The following is an 18475-nucleotide window of genomic DNA, read 5'->3' as shown; positions in this document are numbered from 1 at the left end:
ACCAAACACAGACTCGGGTCAGCCGTTGCGCTGTAGAGGTATTGAACACATGGGGCTCCCGTTAAGCACTGACCTTCCCAGCCGCAAGAGAAGTGGAACGGACACTGCATTCCTAGGAGGACCGTAAGCCTGAAGGCAGTGCCGCGCATGCCGGTCGGTCGTGGCAGCGAGGTCGGTGGAGCGGCTTTGGGCGGGAGCTGCCATGGGGCGAGTGATCATGGCCCCGTAAGCTGATGGCGCGTCGGGCAGTCTGTGGACCTGCCGGTAAAGCACGACGTTGGGGCCATGATCTTAGAGGCTCGCCCCATGGTGGCTGCCTAAAGCCGTGGAGCCGACCGGCCCCAGCCACAGCGGGCTACCGTCTCGCATCTGGCGTGTTCGATCTAGGGCATGTATCGAAAGTGCGTGCGGCGAAATGGTGTGGCGTAGTACTCCTGGGGAGTCTCAGGCACGTCTGTTCTCACTTGGAGTTGTCGATGGCCGTTCGCCGTGTCGTACCCAATGTCCAGTCGGGGGCTACGCAGGAGAGCCGGGAGTTCTACGGCCTGCTCGGCTTCGAGGAGGTCATGAATCACGGCTGGATCATGACGCTGGCTTCCCCGTCCAGTCCGGCGGCGCAGGTCAGCTTCATGTCCAGCGACAAGACCGCGCCGGTGACGCCGGACATGAGTGTCGAGGTGGATGATGTGGACGCGGCCTATGCGGTCATGCGGGAGAGCGGTGCGGAGATCGTGCACCCCTTGCAGGACGAGGAGTGGGGAGTGCGCCGGTTCTTTGTCCGTGACCCCAACGGCCGGGTGGTCAACGTGCTGGGCCACCGCTGACGATCTTCCCGGTCGTGGGTGAAGGTGCTGGTCACAGCCACTCGTTGATGGCCGCGACGAGGACGGTTGCTTCGTAGCGGACGGCGAGCTTCTCATAGCGGGTGGCCACCGCCCGGTGCCTCTTGAGGCGGTTGATGCCACACTCGACCGCGTGCCGCTCTCGGTAGTCGCTCTTGTCGAACGCCGGCGGCCGACCGCCGCGGGAGCCGCGCTTCCTGCGGTTGCGGACGTGGTCGGCCTTGTCCGGGATGGTGCAGTGGATTCCCTGACGCCGCAGGTAGGCGCGGTTCTTGCGGGAGGCGTACGCCTTGTCGGCCCGCACCCGGTCGGGGCGGGTGCGCGGCCTGCCCAGCCCGATGCGACGCACCCGGATTCTCTTCAGGACCGGCTCGAACTGCGGGGAGTCCCCGCGCTGCCCGGCCGTGATCACGATCGACATGGGTTTCTGGCCCTGCTCGACGGCCAGGTGCAGCTTGGTGGTCGGGCCGCCGCGCGAGCGTCCGAGCCCGTGATCGTCGGCTCGGTGACAAGACCGCCGGGCGGCTCCTTCTGCAGGTCCCCCTTTTCCGCGCCCCGGCGGCGTGCTGGTGGGCCCGGCAAACGGTGGAGTCGACGCTGATGTCCCAGGTGATGAGGTTTTTGGCGTCGGCCTGGGCCTGCAGCTCGGCGAAGACGCGCTGCCAGGTGCCGTCCCGCTGCCAGCGCCGGAACAGGTCGTACACCCGGCCCCAAGGCCCGTACCGCTCCGGGACATCCCGCCACGGCGTCCCGGTCCGCGTCCGCCACCGTATGCCGTCGATCAGCTGCACGTCTCGACGGTGTTCACCGCTGCCGTTGAGGACCGGATCATCAGGGCGAACCCATGCAGCGCCCGGTCGGTCAAGGCTCCGCGGCTCGACCCCCGCAAGGTCAAGCCCTGGCCTGCGGAGCGTGTGATGGCGGTCCGCGCGGCCCTGCCCGAACGGTACCAAGCACTGGTGGACCCGGCCGCTGGCTGCGGCCTCCGTCAGGGTGAGGTGTTCGGCCTGGCCGTTGAGGACGTCGATTTCCTCGGCGGCCTGGTCCATGTGGTCCGGCAAGTGAAGCTGCTGCGCAACCGACCGGCGTTCGCGCCGCCGAAGGTGGCAAAGAGCGGGACGTCCCTCTGCCCGAGTCGATAGCCTTCGCGCTCGCCGGTCATCTGACGCGTTTCCCGGCCGCTGAGGTGACGCTGCCCTGGAAGACCTTGGACGGTCCTTCGGTGACTGCCGCCCTCATCTTCCGCAGCCCGGAGGGACTGGCCCTCAACCGCAACCGGTTCAACGACCGCGAGTGGCGCCCAGCTCTCCGCGCTGCCGGCATACCTACGGGGCCGGACAACGGCATGCACGCCCTACGGCACTTCTACGCATCCGTGCTGCTCGATGCGGGCGAGAGCATCAAGGCTCTCAGCGAATACCTGGGCCACCACGATCCCGGCTTCACGCTGCGGACGTACACGCACCTGATGCCGTCCAGCCAGACCCGTACACGGGCCGCCGTGGATGCGGTCTTCGGAGCCGCAGGGACTACGGATGACGGCCCCGAGACGGCCCAGCGGGGCTGATAGCGCTCTGACCAGCGCTTATCTCAAAAGCCGAAGTTCTGGGTCCACCAGGGGCCGCCCTCGGCGAAGTGCACGCCGACGCCGATCCGCGTGTAGTCGCAGTTGAGGATGTTGGCGCGGTGGCCGTCGCTGTTCATCCAGGACTCCATCACGGCCTTGGCGTCCGCCTGGCCGCGGGCGATGTTCTCCGCCGCCAGGCCCTCGACGCCCGCCTTCGCGGCGCGGTCCCAGGGCGTGGCCCCGTCGGGGTCGGTGTGCGAGAAGAAGCCGCGCTCGGCCATGTCCTTGCTGTACGCGCCGGCCAGCGCCGCCAGGGAGCGGGAGGCCTGTACCGGGCTGCAGCCCACCTTGGCGCGCTCGGCGTTGACCAGGCTCACCACCGTGGCCTCGGCGACCGCCTCGCGACTGGTGTCGGCGGCGGCAGCGGCGGAGGACGGCACGGAGGACGGGACCGAGGACGGGACCGAGGACGGGACCGGAGGGGCCTTGGGCCGCTCGACGGTCCGCTCGGGCGTGGGTGACACGCTCTTGCCGGCCGGCTCGGAGGCCGTCTTCTTCGGCGCCGGGGCCTTCGTCTGCTTCGGCGGCGCGGAGGAGGACGGCTTGGACGGCGTCGGCGCGGGGGCCTTGGAGGGGGCGAGCGTCCGCTCGGCGCTCCGGCTGGCGGCGGTGGAGGGGCGTTCGGGCGTGGCACTGGATCCGCCCTGCGTGTTCAGCTCGGGGGAGCCCCCGGCGTGTACGCGCTCGCCCGAGCCGCTGCCACCGATGGTGAAGGTGTCGCCACCGGGCAGCAGGCCGGAGGCCACGGCGACGGCGCCGACCGCCATCGCGGCGGAGGCGCCGAGCAGCCCGGTGCGTACGGGCACCACGGCCCGCTTCTTCCGGTGGCGTCCCATCTCCTGTGCCTTCCTGCTTCGACGTCCGGTCCGTACGTCAAGGTCATTCGGTCACTCGCCCGAACGGGTGAGGCTCATTTCGTCGGGACTGTACGCCATGACGCGTGGGGGAGAAGTGATCCGAGTGCAATTGGCCGGTTAGCGTGCAGCCATGAACGAAGACGCACGGCTCACCGCCTGGGTACGCGGTCGAGTACAAGGAGTGGGCTTCCGCTGGTTCACCAGGGCAAACGCCCTGGAGATCGGCGGTCTCACCGGTTTCGCCCTCAATCTGGAGGACGGCAGGGTGCAGGTCGTGGCCGAGGGGCCGAGTGAGAATTGCCACCGTTTGCTCGAGTGGCTTCGCTCCGGCGACACACCCGGGAACGTGGACGGCGTCACCGAGATCTGGGACACCCCGCGCGGCGGGTACGACGGCTTCGCGATCCGCTGACGATCTTCGTCTCGGAGCCGGCCGGGGTCCACGCACCGGGAGCCGGCGGAGCTGCCGCCGGCATGTGCGTACGGCAGAAATGACCTGGTGGTTGCCAAGAATCGCTTGTCATGCCAGGCTGCGCGGGTAAGGATGATCCAAAGGTCCTCGAAGGATCGTCCGGACGCCCCTGGGCACCGCAGCGAGAGGCGCCGCCGCACCATCCGCGGCCGCAGACCCCCCGGTTGCCCCTTGATGCGGGGCGTGATCGTGTTGACCGTCAAACTTTTTGGTGAGACTCTGGAAGCCCCGCGCACCTTAGCTGTTCGGCAGTGAAGAACGCAGCGGCACCCAACACTGCCGGACACCGCGGGTGCGAATCCCTCACGACCCACACCGCTTCGGTCGGTCACTCAGTGTGGAGGACCAAAAGTCATGGCAAAGGCGCTTCTCGGTTATGTCGGCGGTTCCGACCCGCGACTTCTCGCCGAGATGCGACGGCTTCAGCAGCGCGTCCAGGACCTCGAGTCCGAGCTCGTACGGATTCAGTCCGAGAACGACGCGCTGAACGCCGCCGCACACAGCGAGTCGCTGCTCGACGGCATCGACATCGACGTACCCAAGGCGGAGCCTGCGCTCACCTGATCCCAGCCCCCGTCGGCAAGGCCCGTATCGGCACGTCGGTAGCGGGCAGGGTGAGAAACACTCTCGCGAGATATGCAAGGGACGCTTCGGCGTCCCTTCTTTCTTTTCCTTCCCCCCGCCGTCATGGGCGTCCCACTGATCCTTAACCTCTGATGTGCCCTGGCCGTTCATGAGGCAAACGGGAAGCGGCAGGTAAAGTCCGGGGGCGTGCACCTCAAGGCCCTGACCCTGCGCGGTTTCAAGTCGTTCGCCTCCGCCACCACCCTCCGGTTCGAACCGGGAATCACGTGCGTCGTGGGGCCGAACGGGTCGGGCAAGTCCAATGTGGTGGACGCGCTCTCCTGGGTCATGGGGGAACAGGGAGCCAAGTCGCTGCGCGGCGGCAAGATGGAGGACGTCATCTTCGCCGGGACGACCGGCCGGCCGCCGCTCGGCCGTGCCGAGGTCTCCCTCACGATCGACAACTCCGATGGCGCGCTGCCCATCGACTACGCCGAAGTCACCATCACGCGGATCATGTTCCGGGGCGGCAGCAGTGAATACCAGATCAATGGCGACACCTGCCGGTTGCTCGATATCCAAGATCTCCTCAGCGACTCCGGTATCGGCCGGGAAATGCACGTCATCGTCGGGCAGGGGCAGCTCGACTCCGTCCTGCACGCCGACCCTATGGGCCGCCGGGCGTTCATCGAGGAGGCCGCCGGCGTCCTCAAGCACCGCAAGCGCAAGGAGAAGGCGCTGCGGAAGCTGGACGCGATGCAGGCCAACCTCGCCCGCGTGCAGGATCTCACCGACGAGCTGCGCCGCCAGCTCAAGCCGCTCGGGCGGCAGGCCGCCGTGGCGCGGCGGGCCGCCGTCATCCAGGCCGACCTGCGCGACGCCCGGCTGCGGCTGCTCGCCGACGACCTCGTACGCCTCCGGGAGGCGCTGAACGCCGAGATCGCCGACGAGGCCGCGCTGAAGGAGCGCAAAGAGCGGGCCGAGGCCGAGCTGAAGGCGGCCCTCGCCCGGGAGTCGGAGCTGGAGGACGAGGTGCGGCGCCTCGTCCCACGGCTCCAGCGCGCCCAGCAGACCTGGTACGAGCTGTCGCAGCTGGCCGAGCGGGTGCGCGGCACCGTCTCGTTGGCCGATGCGCGGGTGAAGAGCGCCACCGCCCCGCCGGTGGAGGAGCGGCGCGGCCGCGACCCCGAGGACCTGGAGCGGGAAGCCGCCCGGATCCGCGAGCAGGAGGCGGAACTGGAGGCCGCGCTGGAGGCGGCCGAGCGGGCCCTGGAGGACACCGTCGCCCACCGCGCCGAACTGGAGCGGGAGCTGGCGGTGGAGGAGCGGCGCCTGAAGGACGTGGCGCGGGCGATCGCCGACCGGCGCGAGGGCCTGGCCCGGCTGCGCGGCCAGGTGGGCGCGGCCCGCTCGCGCGCCGCCTCCGCACAGGCCGAGATCGACCGGCTGGCCGCCGCCCGCGACGAGGCACAGGAGCGGGCGGTCGCCGCGCAAGAGGAGTACGAGGCGCTCAAGGCGGAGGTCGACGGGCTGGACGCCGGCGACGCCGAGCTCGCCGAGCAGCATGAGGCGGCCAAGCGGGAGCTCGCCGACGCGGAGGCCACGCTCACCGCCGCCCGGGAGGCCGCGACCGCCGCGGAACGGAAGCGGGCCGCCCTGGCCGCGCGGCACGAGGCCCTGGCGCTGGGCCTTCGCCGCAAGGACGGGACGGGCGCGCTGCTGGGCGCCGCCGACCGCCTCGCCGGTCTGCTGGGCCCTGCCGCCGAGCTGCTCACCGTGACGCCCGGGTACGAGGTGCCGGTCGCCGCCGCCCTGGGCGCGGCCGCCGATGCGATCGCCGTGCGGGACCCGGCGACGGCCGCCGAGGCCATCCGGCTGCTGCGCAAGCAGGACGCGGGGCGCGCCGCGCTGCTGCTGGGCGGCCTGCCGGGCGGTGTCGACGGTGACGTACGCGAGGAGGGCCGTACGTACGCCGTGGACCTGGTGCGCGGGCCCGAGGAGCTGATGCCGGCCGTGCGGCGCCTGTTGCGGGACGTCGTGGTCGTCGCCACCCTGGAGGACGCCGAGGACCTGGTGTACGCCCGCCCCGGGCTCGTCGTCGTCACCGCCGAGGGCGACGTCCTCGGGGCGCACTTCGCGCACGGCGGGTCGGCCGGGGCGCCCAGCCTGCTGGAGGTGCAGGCCTCCGTCGACGAGGCCGCCGCCGAGCTGGCCGAGCTGGCCGTGCGGTGCGAGGAACTGGCCGCGGCGCACGCCGGGGCCACCGAGCGGCGCCGCGCCGCGGCCGCGCGGGTCGAGGAGCTGGCCGAGCGGCGACGCGCGGCCGACCGGGAGAAGTCGTCCGTGGCCCAGGCGCTCGGCCGGCTCTCCGGGCAGGCCCGGGGCGCCGCGGGCGAGGCCGAGCGGACCGCCGCGGCCGCCGCCCGCGCACAGGAGGCCCTGGAGAAGGCCACCGAGGAGGCCGAGGAGCTGGCCGAGCGGCTGCTGGTCGCCGAAGAGGCGGCCCCCTTCGGGGACGGGGGGGAGGAGGAGCCCGACACCTCGGTGCGCGACCGGCTCGCCGCCGACGGCGCGAACGCCCGGCAGACCGAGATGGAGGCCCGCCTCCAGGTCCGTACGCACGAGGAGCGGGTCAAGGGACTGGCGGGGCGCGCCGACTCCCTCGACCGGGCCGCCCGCGCGGAACGGGAGGCACGCGCGCGTGCCGAGCAGCGCCGCGCCCGGCTGCGCCACGAGGCCGAGGTCGCCGCGGCCGTCGCCGCCGGGGCCCGCCAGCTCCTCGCACACGTGGAGGTGTCCCTCGTACGGGCCGAGCGGGAACGGGCGGCGGCCGAGGCGGCGAAGGCGGCGCGCGAACAGGACCTGTCGGCGGCGCGCGCCCAGGGGCGGGAGCTGAAGGGCGAGCTGGACAAGCTCACCGACTCGGTGCACCGCGGTGAGGTGCTGGGTGCCGAGAAGCGTTTGCGCATCGAGCAGCTGGAGACCAGGGCGCTGGAGGAGCTGGGCGTGGAGCCCGCCGGGCTCGTCGCCGAATACGGCCCCGACCAGCTGGTTCCCCCGTCCCTGCCCGCCGAGGGGGAGGAGCTGCCCGACGACCCGGAACACCCGCGCAACCAGCCGAGACGTTTCGTCCGGGCCGAACAGGAGAAACGCCTGAAGTCGGCCGAACGGGCGTACCAACAGCTCGGCAAGGTGAATCCGCTGGCGCTGGAGGAGTTCGCGGCGCTGGAGGAACGCCACCAGTTCCTGTCCGAGCAGCTCGAGGACCTGAAGAAGACGCGGGCCGACCTCCTTCAGGTGGTCAAGGAGGTGGACGAACGCGTCGAGCAGGTCTTCACGGAGGCGTACCGCGACACGGCCCGGGAGTTCGAGGGGGTCTTCTCGCGGCTCTTCCCGGGTGGCGAGGGACGGCTCGTCCTGACGGACCCCGACAACATGCTCACCACGGGCGTGGACGTCGAGGCCCGCCCGCCCGGGAAGAAGGTCAAGCGGCTGTCGCTCCTGTCCGGCGGGGAGCGGTCACTGACGGCCGTCGCCATGCTGGTGTCGATCTTCAAGGCGCGGCCGAGCCCGTTCTATGTGATGGACGAGGTCGAGGCGGCGCTGGACGACACCAACCTCCAGCGGCTGATCCGGATCATGCAGGAGCTCCAGGAGAGCTCCCAGCTGATCGTGATCACGCACCAGAAGCGGACCATGGAGGTCGCCGACGCGCTCTACGGCGTCTCCATGCAGGGGGACGGCGTCTCCAAGGTCATCAGCCAGCGCCTTCGCTGAGCAACCCTGCCCGCGTCCGCAACCTCCCCTTGGCAGCTCCTTCAAGTACTGAACGCAAGCCGACACGCCGTGCGCTCAGATTCACAACCCAAAGACTCTTGACTTCGAAACTTGAAGGAATAGTCTCTGCAACGTTGCTTTTACCTTCAAGTGGTGGGCGGCGTGAAGTTGTGCGCCACTGGAAGGGCTCGCCCCCCATGCCCGGCGACGGCGCCGGGTACCAGGAGTTCACGTGACCAGCACAGCGCAGCCGCCGGCGTCGGGGGCCCGAGAGGCCCATCCCGACCACCTCGGCCATGTCATCTTCATCACGGCCGCCGCCGCGATGGGCGGATTCCTCTTCGGCTACGACAGCTCCGTCATCAACGGTGCCGTCGAGGCCATCCGCCACCGGTACGAGATCGGCTCCGGCACCCTCGCCCAGGTCATCGCCATCGCCCTGATCGGCTGCGCCGTCGGCGCCGCGACCGCCGGCCGGATCGCCGACCGCATCGGCCGCATCCGGTGCATGCAGATCGCCGCCGTCCTGTTCACCCTCAGCGCCGTCGGTTCCGCCCTGCCGTTCGCCCTCTGGGACCTGGCCATGTGGCGCGTGGTCGGCGGCTTCGCCATCGGCATGGCCTCGGTCATCGGCCCCGCCTACATCGCCGAAGTCGCCCCCGCCGCCTACCGCGGCCGGCTCGGCTCCTTCCAGCAGGCCGCCATCGTCGTGGGCATCGCCGTCTCCCAGCTGGTCAACTGGGCCATCCTCAACATGGCCGACGGCGACCAGCGCGGCGAGATCGCCGGCCTGGAGGCCTGGCAGTGGATGCTCGGCGTCATGGTCGTCCCGGCCGTGCTGTACGGCCTGCTCTCCTTCGCGATCCCCGAGTCGCCCCGCTTCCTGATCTCCGTGGGCCGCAAGGACAAGGCCAAGGAGGTCCTCTCCGAGGTCGAGGGCAAGGGCGTCGACCTGGACGCGCGCGTACTCGAGATCGAGAACGCCATGCGCCGTGAGCACAAGTCGAGCTTCCGTGACCTGCTCGGCAGTCGCTTCGGCTTCCTGCCGATCGTCTGGGTCGGTATAGGCCTGTCCGTCTTCCAGCAGCTCGTCGGCATCAACGTCGCGTTCTACTACTCCTCGACGCTGTGGCAGTCGGTCGGCATCGACCCGTCGAGCTCGTTCTTCTACTCGTTCACCACGTCGATCATCAACATCATCGGCACCGTGATCGCGATGGTCCTGGTGGACCGGGTCGGCCGCAAGCCGCTCGCCCTCGTCGGCTCCGCCGGTATGGCGGTCGCCCTCGCCTTCGAGGCCTGGGCCTTCTCCGCCGACCTCGTCGGCGGCAAGCTGCCGGAGACCCAGGGCGTCGTCGCCCTGATCGCGGCCCACCTCTTCGTGCTCTTCTTCGCCCTCTCGTGGGGCGTGGTGGTCTGGGTCTTCCTCGGCGAGATGTTCCCCAACCGGATCCGCGCCGCGGCCCTGGGCGTCGCCGCCTCCGCGCAGTGGATCGCCAACTGGGCCATCACCGCGAGCTTCCCGTCCCTGGCGGACTGGAACCTCTCCGGGACGTACGTCATCTACACGGTCTTCGCCGTGCTCTCCATCCCCTTCGTGCTCAAGTACGTGAAGGAGACCAAGGGCAAGGCGTTGGAGGAGATGGGCTAATCCCCGCTGCCCCTCTCCTCGATCACGGAACTGCCCCGGTTCAGGCCCCGACGGCCTTGAGCCGGGGCAGTACGTGTTCGCCGAGCAGGTGCAGGGAGCGCCATCCCTCGTCGACGGGCATCCCCCCGCACAGCGGATGCAGTACGAGGCCGCCGGCGCCCAGCGCCAGGCACTCCTCGGGCGTCACCACCCGGTACACCCCCTCCGCCCGCAACTCCTGAACCGTCGCCGCCCGCGACCGCACCGCCGAGCGGATGCCCTCCGACTGCCACGAGGCGTACGTCCGCGCCTCGTGCAGGAAGTGCTTCCCGTACAGCGCCCACGTCCGGTCCGGGTCCTCCGACAGGTGCAGCAGCGGTGTCGTGGCGTCCGGCATCAGGCAGAAGCCCTCCGTCCCGTACGCGGCGCACTGCTCGTGGTAGTACGCCTCCAGCTCCGGCAGGTGCGCGCTCGGGAAGAACGGCAGCCCGAAGCGGGCCGCCCGCCGGGCCGCCGGCCGTGACGAACCGCCCACCAGCAGCAGCGGACGCGGCTGCGTGCAAGGGCGCGGAGTGACCCGTACGGTACGGCCCCGATATGTGAACTCCTCGCCCGTCCACGCCTTCAGCACCGTCTCCAGCAGCAGGTCCTGGAGCTGCCCGCGCCGGTCCCAGTCGACGCCGTGGGCCGCGTACTCCTCCGGCCGGTAGCCGATCCCCGCGACCGTCACCAGCCGCCCCTTCGACAGCAGGTCCAGTACGGCGACCTCCTCCGCCAGCCGCAGCGGATCGTGCAGCGGGCCGATCACCGCCGAGACGGTGACCGTGATCCGGCGGGTCGCGCCGAAGACCGCGCCGGCGAAGACGAAGGGGGAGGGCAGCCAGTTGTTCGCGGCGCCGTGGTGCTCCTCCGTCTGGACGGTGTCCACGCCGATGCCGTCGGCGTACGCGGCCATCTCCAGCGCCGCGCGGTAACGGTCCGCGAGCGCCTCGGGGGTCGCGCCCGGCGCGACGAGGTTGAACCGGACCACTGTGAAGGCCATGGGAAATCCCCCTCCGCCGGACGGTGTACCTGGCGAAGGGGGACGTTAGCTGACGTGACGTCAGATGCACATAGTGACGGACACGGGCTCGGGGTCGGGATCGGCGGCCGGCGCCTGCCGCGGGGTCCGCGGCAGCACGGCGTACAGCACGGCCGCCACCACGATCGTCACGAGCCAGCCCAGACCGTTCGCACCGATCCACGAACCGGCCAGCGGCCCGGCGAACCAGTCCACCTTCGTGAACAGCAGCCCCACCACCAGCGCCACACCCCACGCGGCCATCGCCTGCCACGCGAAACCGCCCCGGTACCAGTAGGCGCTCGTGCGCGTGGTGTCCATCAGCGCCTCGCCGTCGTACGACCTCCGGCGCAGCATGTCCACGCCGAAGACACCGATCCACGCCGAGAACGCCACCGCCAGCAGCGTCAGGAAGGAGATGAACGACCCGATGAAGCTGGTCGCCACCACCATCAGCAGGAACCCGAAGACCAGCGAGATCACCGCGTTCACGCTCACCGCCCAGGCGCGCGGCACCTTGATGCCCAGCGTCTGCGCGGTGAACCCGGCCGAGTACATCGACATCGAATTGATCAGCAGCATGCCGATCAGCGCGATCACCAGATACGGCACCGAGATCCACGCCGGCAGCAGCTCACCGATGAACGACACCGGGTCCTGCGCGGACGCCAGGCTCGGCGTCGACACCGCCATCACCGCGCCCATCAGCACCATCGGCAGCACCACGATCCCGGCGCCGCCGACCGTGGAGGCGACCATCGCCCTCGACGACGCCGTACGCGGCAGATAGCGGGTGAAGTCCGGGCCGGAGGGCACCCAGCTGATCCCGCCCGCCGCGATCGTGCCGATGCCCGCGATCATCATCGCCGTCGAACCGGCCGGCTTGGCGAAGACGGCACTCCAGTCGGTGTTGGCCACCAGGTAGACCAGCACCAGGATCGAGAAGGCACCGAAGAGGTAGGTCGACCACGTGCTGCACACCCGCAGCGCGTTGATGCCGAGCCCGGAGACCAGGAACGTCGCCGCCACGAACAGCAGCAGCGTGACGATGATCAGCGGGGTGCTGCTTCTGATGCCGAAGAGCAGGTCGAGGACGGTGAGGACGGCGTACGCGCCCGTGACCGCGTTGATCGTCTCCCAGCCCCAGCGGGCCACCCAGATCAGCGTCCCCGGGAAGAGGTTCCCGCGCTGCCCGAACACCGCGCGGGACAGCGCCATGCCGGGCGAACCGCCACGCTTGCCCGCGATGGAGATCAGGCCGACGATCCCGTACGAGAGGACCGGCGCGGCGATCGCGACGATCAGCACCTGCCAGAAGTTCAGGCCGTTGAAGACGATCAGGCCGGCGCCCATGGTGAGCAGCAGCACACTGATGTTCGCCGCGACCCAGGTGGGGAACAGCTCCCGGATGTGTCCGGTGCGCTCGGCATCGGGGACGGGCTCGAGACCGCGGGTCTCTATCGCGGTCTCTGTCGCGCCCTCGGACTCGGAGGCGTGGGGCATGGATCAGCTCCGTGCGGGAGGAGGGGGACTCCCCGCATCGTACGTTCCTCCCCAAAGAGGTCCAAACAGGGGCCTTGGGCCCGGGTGCATGCTCCGGGACCGCTCGTCGGGGCGGTCGTGGCCGATACTGGACGGGTTATGGAAATCCTCATCCTTGCTGTAGTCATCGCTCTGGTCGCGGTCGGCGCGATCAGCGGCCTCGTGGTCAGCAGCCGCAAGAAGAAGCAGCTGCCGCCGCCCCAGGCGCCGTCGAGCACGCCGACCATCACCGCTCCGCCCGCCGAGCCGCACGTCGGCGAGGAGGCGGAGACACCACGGGAGGAACCGCGCCGCACCATCGAGGAGGTGGACCTCCCGACGGCCGAAGAGGCGCTGGAGGCCCCCGCCGCCGTCGAGGACCCGCTCGTCGCGGCCCCGCCCGCGCCCGAGATCGAGATCCCGGAGCCGACCGCCGGCCGGCTGGTCCGGCTGCGTGCCCGGCTCGCCCGCTCGCAGAACAGCCTCGGCAAGGGCCTGCTCACCCTGCTGTCGCGCGAGCACCTCGACGAGGACACCTGGGAGGAGATCGAGGACACCCTCCTCACCGCGGACGTCGGCGTCGCCCCGACCCAGGAGCTGGTGGAGCGCCTGCGCGAGCGGGTCCGCGTCCTCGGTACGCGTACGCCCGACGAGCTGCGCGCCCTGCTGCGCGAGGAGCTGCTCACCCTGATCGGTACGGACCTCGACCGCACCGTCCACACCGAGAGCGACCTGGACACCCCGGGCATCGTCATGGTCGTCGGCGTCAACGGCACCGGCAAGACGACGACCACCGGCAAGCTGGCGCGCGTGCTGGTCGCCGACGGCAAGTCGGTCGTGCTCGGCGCGGCGGACACCTTCCGCGCGGCGGCCGCCGACCAGCTCCAGACCTGGGGCGAGCGCGTCGGCGCCCGCACCGTGCGCGGACCGGAGGCGGGCGACCCGGCGTCGGTCGCCTACGACGCGGTGAAGGAAGGTATCGCCGAGGGCGCCGACGTGGTCCTCATCGACACGGCGGGCCGGCTGCACACCAAGACCGGACTGATGGACGAGCTCGGCAAGGTCAAGCGCGTCGTGGAGAAGCACGGTCCGCTGGACGAGATCCTGCTCGTCCTGGACGCCACGACCGGCCAGAACGGGCTGGTCCAGGCGCGGGTCTTCGCCGAGGTCGTCGACATCACCGGCATCGTGCTCACCAAGCTGGACGGCACGGCCAAGGGCGGCATCGTCGTCGCGGTCCAGCGCGAGCTGGGCGTCCCGGTGAAGCTGGTCGGCCTGGGCGAGGGCCCGGACGACCTGGCGCCCTTCGAACCGGAGGCCTTCGTCGACGCCCTGATCGGGGACTGACCCCGAGGCGTCCGGCGAGGCGTCCGGAACGGAACGACCGGCCGGGGCGGCACCTCCCACGAGGAGGCGCCGCCCCGGCCGCGTTCACGTCCTGGCGAGTTCACGCCACGGCCGGGCTCACATCCCCGACCGGTGGCAGATGTACGCCAGCGTGCCCAGCAGCAGCCGGGCCTGCGGCGGGGCGCCCGCGTCGAAGGTCGGGGGGCGCAGCCAGCGGGACGGGCCGAGCCCCGCGTGGTCCGACGGGGGAGCCGTGATGTGGGCGCCCGCGCCGAGGCAGCGGAGGTCCAGATCCGCGTCGTCCCAGCCCATCCGGTACAGCAGCTGCGGCAGCTCGGACGCCGCCCCCGGTGCCACGAAGAACTGCGCCCGGCCCGTCGGCGTGATGCACACCGGGCCCAGCGGCAGACCCATCCGCTCCAGCCGGACCAGCGCCCGGTGACCTGCCTGTTGCGCGACCTCCAGCACGTCGAACGTGCGGCCCACCGGCAGCATCAGCGCCGCGCCCGGGAACTGCGACCAGACCTCGGTGACCGCGTCGAGCGTCGAGCCCGCCGGCACCTCGGGCGCGAAGTCCAGCGGATGTGCCCCCGGAGCCGCACAGGCCGGGGCGCCGCAGGAGCACCTGCCGGAGGCGGCCCGGGCGCCCGGGACCACGTCCCAGCCCCACAGGCCCGTGTACTCCGCCACCACGGTGCACTCCGTGGCGCGGGCGCCGCGCCGCCGCGTGCCGGACAGGATGCGGGTGCCGCCGATCGTGAAGCCCATGTCCCCTCCAACGGTGGAACTCGCCGGTGGTTACGACCCGGAGTGCCACCGTGACGCTCCGTCGCGCCCGTTCCCCGGCGGGCGGCGCGCGGTGGTGCGCTGGGTGGTGCGTCCCGTAGCGCACGCCTCGTCGCGCTACCGTCCGCCGACTCCCGATCGTCGTAGTGTCAAGTGAATCGCGCCTGGCGGCAGGGGAGTTCATTCGAAGGGGTGGCGAATGGTGGCGTTTATGGAAACGACCTCGCCGGACGGGTGATCGTAGGATTACTTTCAGTGCACGAACCCCGGGGTAGCGTCCGTGCAGGTGGGTATGCCGGAGGCAAGCCGGTTCCCCGTTCGAAGGGTGCAACCCCCGGACGGGCGGCCACGGTTCACGGCATTCTGATACGGGTTCGCGCAACAGTGATTCGGCGGATGGGAGCCTTCCAGTGGGCGGCAGTGGCGCAGACGGTACGAATGCCGGGAAGCGCCCGAACGAGCAGCTGAGCTCGTGGTTCGTGCGCAGCGGCTGGTCGAAGGGCGAGCTGGCGCGTCAAGTGAACCGCCGGGCGCGCCAGATGGGCGCACACCACATCAGCACCGACACCTCACGCGTACGGCGCTGGCTCGACGGCGAACAACCGCGCGAGCCCATCCCGCGCATCCTCTCCGAGCTGTTCTCCGAACGGTTCGGCAGCGTCGTCGCCATCGAGGACCTCGGCCTGCGCACGGCACACCAGTCACCCTCTGTGTCCGGCGTCGACCTCCCCTGGGCGGGCCCGCAGACCGTGGCCCTGCTCAGCGACTTCTCCCGCAGTGACCTGATGCTCGCCCGGCGCGGCTTCCTCGGCACCTCCCTCGCCCTGGCCGCCGGCCCCGCCCTCATCGAGCCCATGCAGCGCTGGCTCGTCCCCACCCCGGCCGCCGAACCGGCCCGCGCCGAACCGGCCGCCTCGCGCCGCCCCACCCGGCTCTCCCGCGCCGAGCTGGACCTGCTGGAGTCCACCACCGTCATGTTCCGCCAGTGGGACGCCCAGTGCGGCGGCGGGCTGCGCCGCAAGGCGGTCGTGGGCCAACTCCACGAGGTCACCGACCTGTTGCAGGAGCCGCAGCCCTCCTCGACCGCGAAGCGCCTGTTCAAATGCGCCGCCGAACTGGCCGAACTCGCCGGCTGGATGAGCTATGACGTGGGCCTCCAGCCCACCGCCCAGAAGTACTTCGTCCTCGCCCTGCACGCCGCCAAGGAGGCCGGTGACAAGCCGCTGGGCTCGTACATCCTCTCCTCCATGAGCCGCCAGATGATCCACCTCGGCCGGCCCGACGACGCGCTGGAGCTCATCCACCTCGCCCAGTACGGCAGCCGCGACTGCGCGACCGCCCGCACCCAGGCCATGCTGTATGCGATGGAGGCCCGGGCGTACGCCAACATGGGCCAGCCCAGCAAGTGCAAGCGGGCCGTGCGCATGGCCGAGGACACCTTCGCCGACGTCGGCCTCGACGGCGAGCCCGAGCCCGACTGGATCCGCTTCTTCTCCGAGGCCGAGCTCAACGGCGAGAACGCCCACTCCTACCGCGACCTCGCCTATGTGGCCGGCCGCAGCCCCACGTACGCCTCGCTCGCGGAACCCGTGATGGAGCGGGCCGTGGACCTGTTCTCCCAGGACGACGACCACCAGCGTTCGTACGCGCTCAACCTGGTCGGCATGGCCACCGTGCACCTGCTCAAGCGCGAGCCCGAGGAGGCCACCAAGCTGGCCGAGTCCGCCCTCACCGTCGCCCGGCGGATCCGCTCCGAGCGGGTCAACACCCGGCTGCGCAAGACCGTCGACACCGCGGCCCGCGACTTCGGGGACGTACCCGAGGTGGCCCGGCTCACCGACATCCTCACCGCCCAGCTGCCCGAGACCGCCGAAGCGGTCTGAAGGCCACCGGGCCCAAGACTCCGGCCGCGACAGTCACCCCGTACAGCCCGACTCGGCTCCCCCATTGCCAGGTCAACAGGGTGACCGTCGCGGCCGGTCCCATGTCGTGCGCAGAGGATACGCCCGTTACATTCCCGTGACTCTGCCATTCACGACCCCGTAACACACCGGCCCTCTTCGTCACTGGGGCGAAACATCGTGCGGCATCGACCGAAACCGTGCTGCGTAAATCTCGGGCTCATGACCGGCCACCCCTCATAGCCGGCGCAACCCCGGCTTCGCCCCGCACAGGCCGACCGACGACGAGGAGACGCCGATGCCCCCAGGCATCACGACCCTTGCCGCAGACGCACCCACGCTGTCTGCCGCCAACACCGGGTTCATGCTCATCTGTTCCGCCCTGGTGATGCTGATGACACCGGCCCTCGCCTTCTTCTACGGAGGCATGGTCCGCGTCAAATCCACCCTCAACATGCTGATGATGAGTTTCATCAGCCTCGGGATCGTCACGATCCTCTGGGTGCTCTACGGCTTCAGCATCGCCTTCGGCACCGACTCGGGCTCCATCGTCGGATGGTCGTCCGACTACGTCGGGCTCAGCGGCATCGGGATCACCGAACTGTGGGACGGCTACACCATCCCGGTGTACGTCTTCGCCGTCTTCCAGCTGATGTTCGCGATCATCACCCCCGCCCTGATCAGCGGCGCCCTCGCCGACCGCGTCAAATTCACCGCCTGGGCGCTGTTCATCGCCCTGTGGGTCACCGTGGTCTACTTCCCCGTCGCCCACTGGGTGTGGGGCTCCGGCGGTTGGCTCTTCGAGATGGGCGTCATCGACTTCGCGGGCGGCACCGCCGTCCACATCAACGCCGGTGCCGCCGCCCTGGGCGTGATCCTGGTCATCGGCAAGCGCGTCGGCTTCAAGAAGGACCCGATGCGCCCGCACAGCCTCCCGCTGGTCATGCTGGGCGCCGGTCTGCTGTGGTTCGGCTGGTTCGGCTTCAACGCCGGCTCATGGCTCGGCAACGACGACGGCGTCGGCGCGGTGATGTTCGTCAACACCCAGGTCGCCACCGCCGCCGCGATGCTCGCCTGGCTCGCGTACGAGAAGATCCGCCACGGCGCCTTCACCACCCTCGGTGCCGCCTCCGGCGCGGTCGCGGGCCTCGTCGCCATCACCCCGGCCGGTGGTTCCTGCTCGCCGCTCGGCGCGATCGCCATCGGCGCCATCGCCGGTCTGCTGTGCGCCATGGCCGTCGGCCTGAAGTACAAGTTCGGCTACGACGACTCCCTCGACGTCATCGGCGTCCACCTCGTCGGCGGTGTGGTCGGCTCCCTGCTGGTCGGCTTCTTCGCCACCGGCGGCGTCCAGTCCGACGCCAAGGGCCTCTTCTACGGCGGCGGCCTGGAGCAGCTCGGCAAGCAGGCCACCGGAGTCTTCGCCGTCCTCGCCTACTCCCTGATCGTCTCCGCGCTGCTCGCCTTCCTCATCGACAAGGTGATGGGCATGCGCGTCAGCGAGGATGACGAGGTCCTGGGCATCGACCAGGTCGAGCACGCCGAAACGGCGTACGACTTCAGCGGGGCCGGCGGTGGCACCGGTTCCCGCAAGACCCTCACCGAGGCCCTGCCCGCAGCGGAGAACACGAAGGTGGACGCATGAAGCTCATCACCGCGGTCGTCAAGCCCCACCGGCTGGACGAGATCAAAGAGGCTCTCCAGGCCTTCGGCATCCAGGGTCTGACCGTCACCGAGGCCAGCGGCTACGGGCGGCAGCGCGGCCACACCGAGGTCTACCGGGGCGCCGAGTACACCGTCGACCTCGTCCCGAAGATCCGCATCGAGGTGCTGGTCGAGGACGAGGACGCCGAACAGCTCATCGAGGTGGTGGTGAAGGCGGCCCGTACCGGCAAGATCGGTGACGGGAAGGTGTGGAGCGTCCCCGTCGAGACGGCCGTACGCGTCCGCACCGGCGAACGCGGCCCCGATGCACTCTAAGGAGCCCCACGGGTGACGAGTACCGAAGTGACCAGCGAAGACTCGGGACCCAGCGGCTACGCGTGCTCGGCCCCGATCTGCTGGTCGCGCCGGTCTTCTCGGTGGACGGCG

13 protein-coding genes and 2 pseudogenes are annotated in these 18475 nt (G+C 70.4%); 10 read left to right on the top strand and 5 right to left on the bottom strand.

Features of this window, described 5'->3' with window-relative positions; genetic code table 11:
* Nucleotides 1-476 precede the first annotated feature (476 nt).
* Entirely contained in the window at nt 477-824 is a 348-nt protein-coding gene (locus ABT360_RS24540; protein WP_351820379.1) for a VOC family protein, read from the top strand.
* A gap of 31 nt (nt 825-855) precedes the next feature.
* On the opposite strand, the pseudogene ABT360_RS24535 reads toward ABT360_RS24540, so the two are convergent.
* Nucleotides 856-1690 (bottom strand): annotated as a pseudogene (locus tag ABT360_RS24535) (IS5 family transposase); the annotation flags it as partial.
* Between ABT360_RS24535 and ABT360_RS24530 the strand changes: the two are divergent.
* Nucleotides 1631-2409, top strand: a pseudogene (locus ABT360_RS24530) (tyrosine-type recombinase/integrase); the annotation flags it as partial. The pseudogenes ABT360_RS24535 and ABT360_RS24530 overlap by 60 nt on opposite strands.
* Nucleotides 2410-2432: 23 nt before the next feature.
* Here ABT360_RS24530 and ABT360_RS24525 read toward each other — a convergent pair.
* Complete coding sequence (locus ABT360_RS24525; RefSeq protein ID WP_351820376.1) at nt 2433-3305, bottom strand: CAP domain-containing protein; 873 nt, start codon at nt 3303-3305, stop codon at nt 2433-2435.
* Between the two features lie 151 nt (nt 3306-3456).
* On the opposite strand from ABT360_RS24525, the gene ABT360_RS24520 reads away from it, so the two are divergent.
* From ABT360_RS24520 to ABT360_RS24505, 4 genes are all read left to right on the top strand, one after another.
* Nucleotides 3457-3738: an acylphosphatase gene (locus tag ABT360_RS24520; RefSeq protein ID WP_351820373.1), complete on the top strand. Its 282-nt coding sequence runs from the start codon at nt 3457-3459 to the stop codon at nt 3736-3738.
* A 414-nt stretch (nt 3739-4152) separates the two neighbouring features.
* Complete coding sequence (locus tag ABT360_RS24515; protein WP_073754570.1) at nt 4153-4362, top strand: hypothetical protein; 210 nt, start codon at nt 4153-4155, stop codon at nt 4360-4362.
* Nucleotides 4363-4569: 207 nt separating this feature from the next.
* Nucleotides 4570-8139 carry a chromosome segregation protein SMC gene (gene smc / locus ABT360_RS24510; protein WP_351820369.1) on the top strand — a complete coding sequence of 1190 codons (3570 nt, stop codon included), beginning with the start codon at nt 4570-4572 and terminating at the stop codon, nt 8137-8139.
* A gap of 232 nt (nt 8140-8371) precedes the next feature.
* Nucleotides 8372-9790 carry a sugar porter family MFS transporter gene (locus ABT360_RS24505; protein WP_351820366.1) on the top strand — a complete coding sequence of 473 codons (1419 nt, stop codon included), beginning with the start codon at nt 8372-8374 and terminating at the stop codon, nt 9788-9790.
* Between the two features lie 40 nt (nt 9791-9830).
* On the opposite strand, the gene ABT360_RS24500 is transcribed toward ABT360_RS24505, so the two are convergent.
* Entirely contained in the window at nt 9831-10811 is a 981-nt protein-coding gene (locus ABT360_RS24500; RefSeq protein ID WP_351820364.1) for an LLM class flavin-dependent oxidoreductase, read from the bottom strand.
* Nucleotides 10812-10871: 60 nt separating this feature from the next.
* On the bottom strand, nt 10872-12332 hold the full coding sequence (locus tag ABT360_RS24495; protein WP_351820361.1) for a cytosine permease: 1461 nt from the start codon (nt 12330-12332) through the stop codon (nt 10872-10874).
* Between the two features lie 138 nt (nt 12333-12470).
* Between ABT360_RS24495 and ftsY the strand changes: the two genes are divergently transcribed.
* A complete protein-coding gene (ftsY, locus tag ABT360_RS24490; RefSeq protein WP_351820359.1) occupies nt 12471-13697 on the top strand; it encodes a signal recognition particle-docking protein FtsY in 1227 nt (408 codons plus the stop codon).
* A gap of 117 nt (nt 13698-13814) precedes the next feature.
* On the opposite strand, the gene ABT360_RS24485 is transcribed toward ftsY, so the two are convergent.
* Entirely contained in the window at nt 13815-14465 is a 651-nt protein-coding gene (locus ABT360_RS24485) for a bifunctional DNA primase/polymerase (protein WP_351820356.1), read from the bottom strand.
* A gap of 428 nt (nt 14466-14893) precedes the next feature.
* Here ABT360_RS24485 and nsdA point away from each other — a divergent pair, with 428 nt between their 5' ends.
* The 3 genes from nsdA (at nt 14894) to ABT360_RS24470 (ending at nt 18364) form a co-directional block, all read left to right on the top strand.
* The gene (nsdA, locus tag ABT360_RS24480; RefSeq protein WP_351820354.1) at nt 14894-16366 is read left to right on the top strand and encodes a transcriptional repressor NsdA; all 1473 of its coding nucleotides are present in this window, start codon (nt 14894-14896) and stop codon (nt 16364-16366) included.
* A 316-nt stretch (nt 16367-16682) separates the two neighbouring features.
* A complete protein-coding gene (locus ABT360_RS24475; protein WP_351820352.1) occupies nt 16683-18029 on the top strand; it encodes an ammonium transporter in 1347 nt (448 codons plus the stop codon).
* Nucleotides 18026-18364, top strand: coding sequence for a P-II family nitrogen regulator (locus tag ABT360_RS24470; protein WP_156692077.1), 339 nt, complete (start codon nt 18026-18028; stop codon nt 18362-18364). The genes ABT360_RS24475 and ABT360_RS24470 overlap by 4 nt, the downstream gene beginning before the upstream one ends.
* Nucleotides 18365-18475: the final 111 nt, after the last annotated feature.

It is taken from the genome of Streptomyces sp. NPDC000229 (assembly GCF_040300825.1).
In the GTDB taxonomy this organism is placed as follows: Bacteria; Actinomycetota; Actinomycetes; order Streptomycetales; family Streptomycetaceae; genus Streptomyces.
Note: the sequence above shows the minus strand (reverse complement) of the source record. Positions and strands in the feature narration are given on the sequence as shown.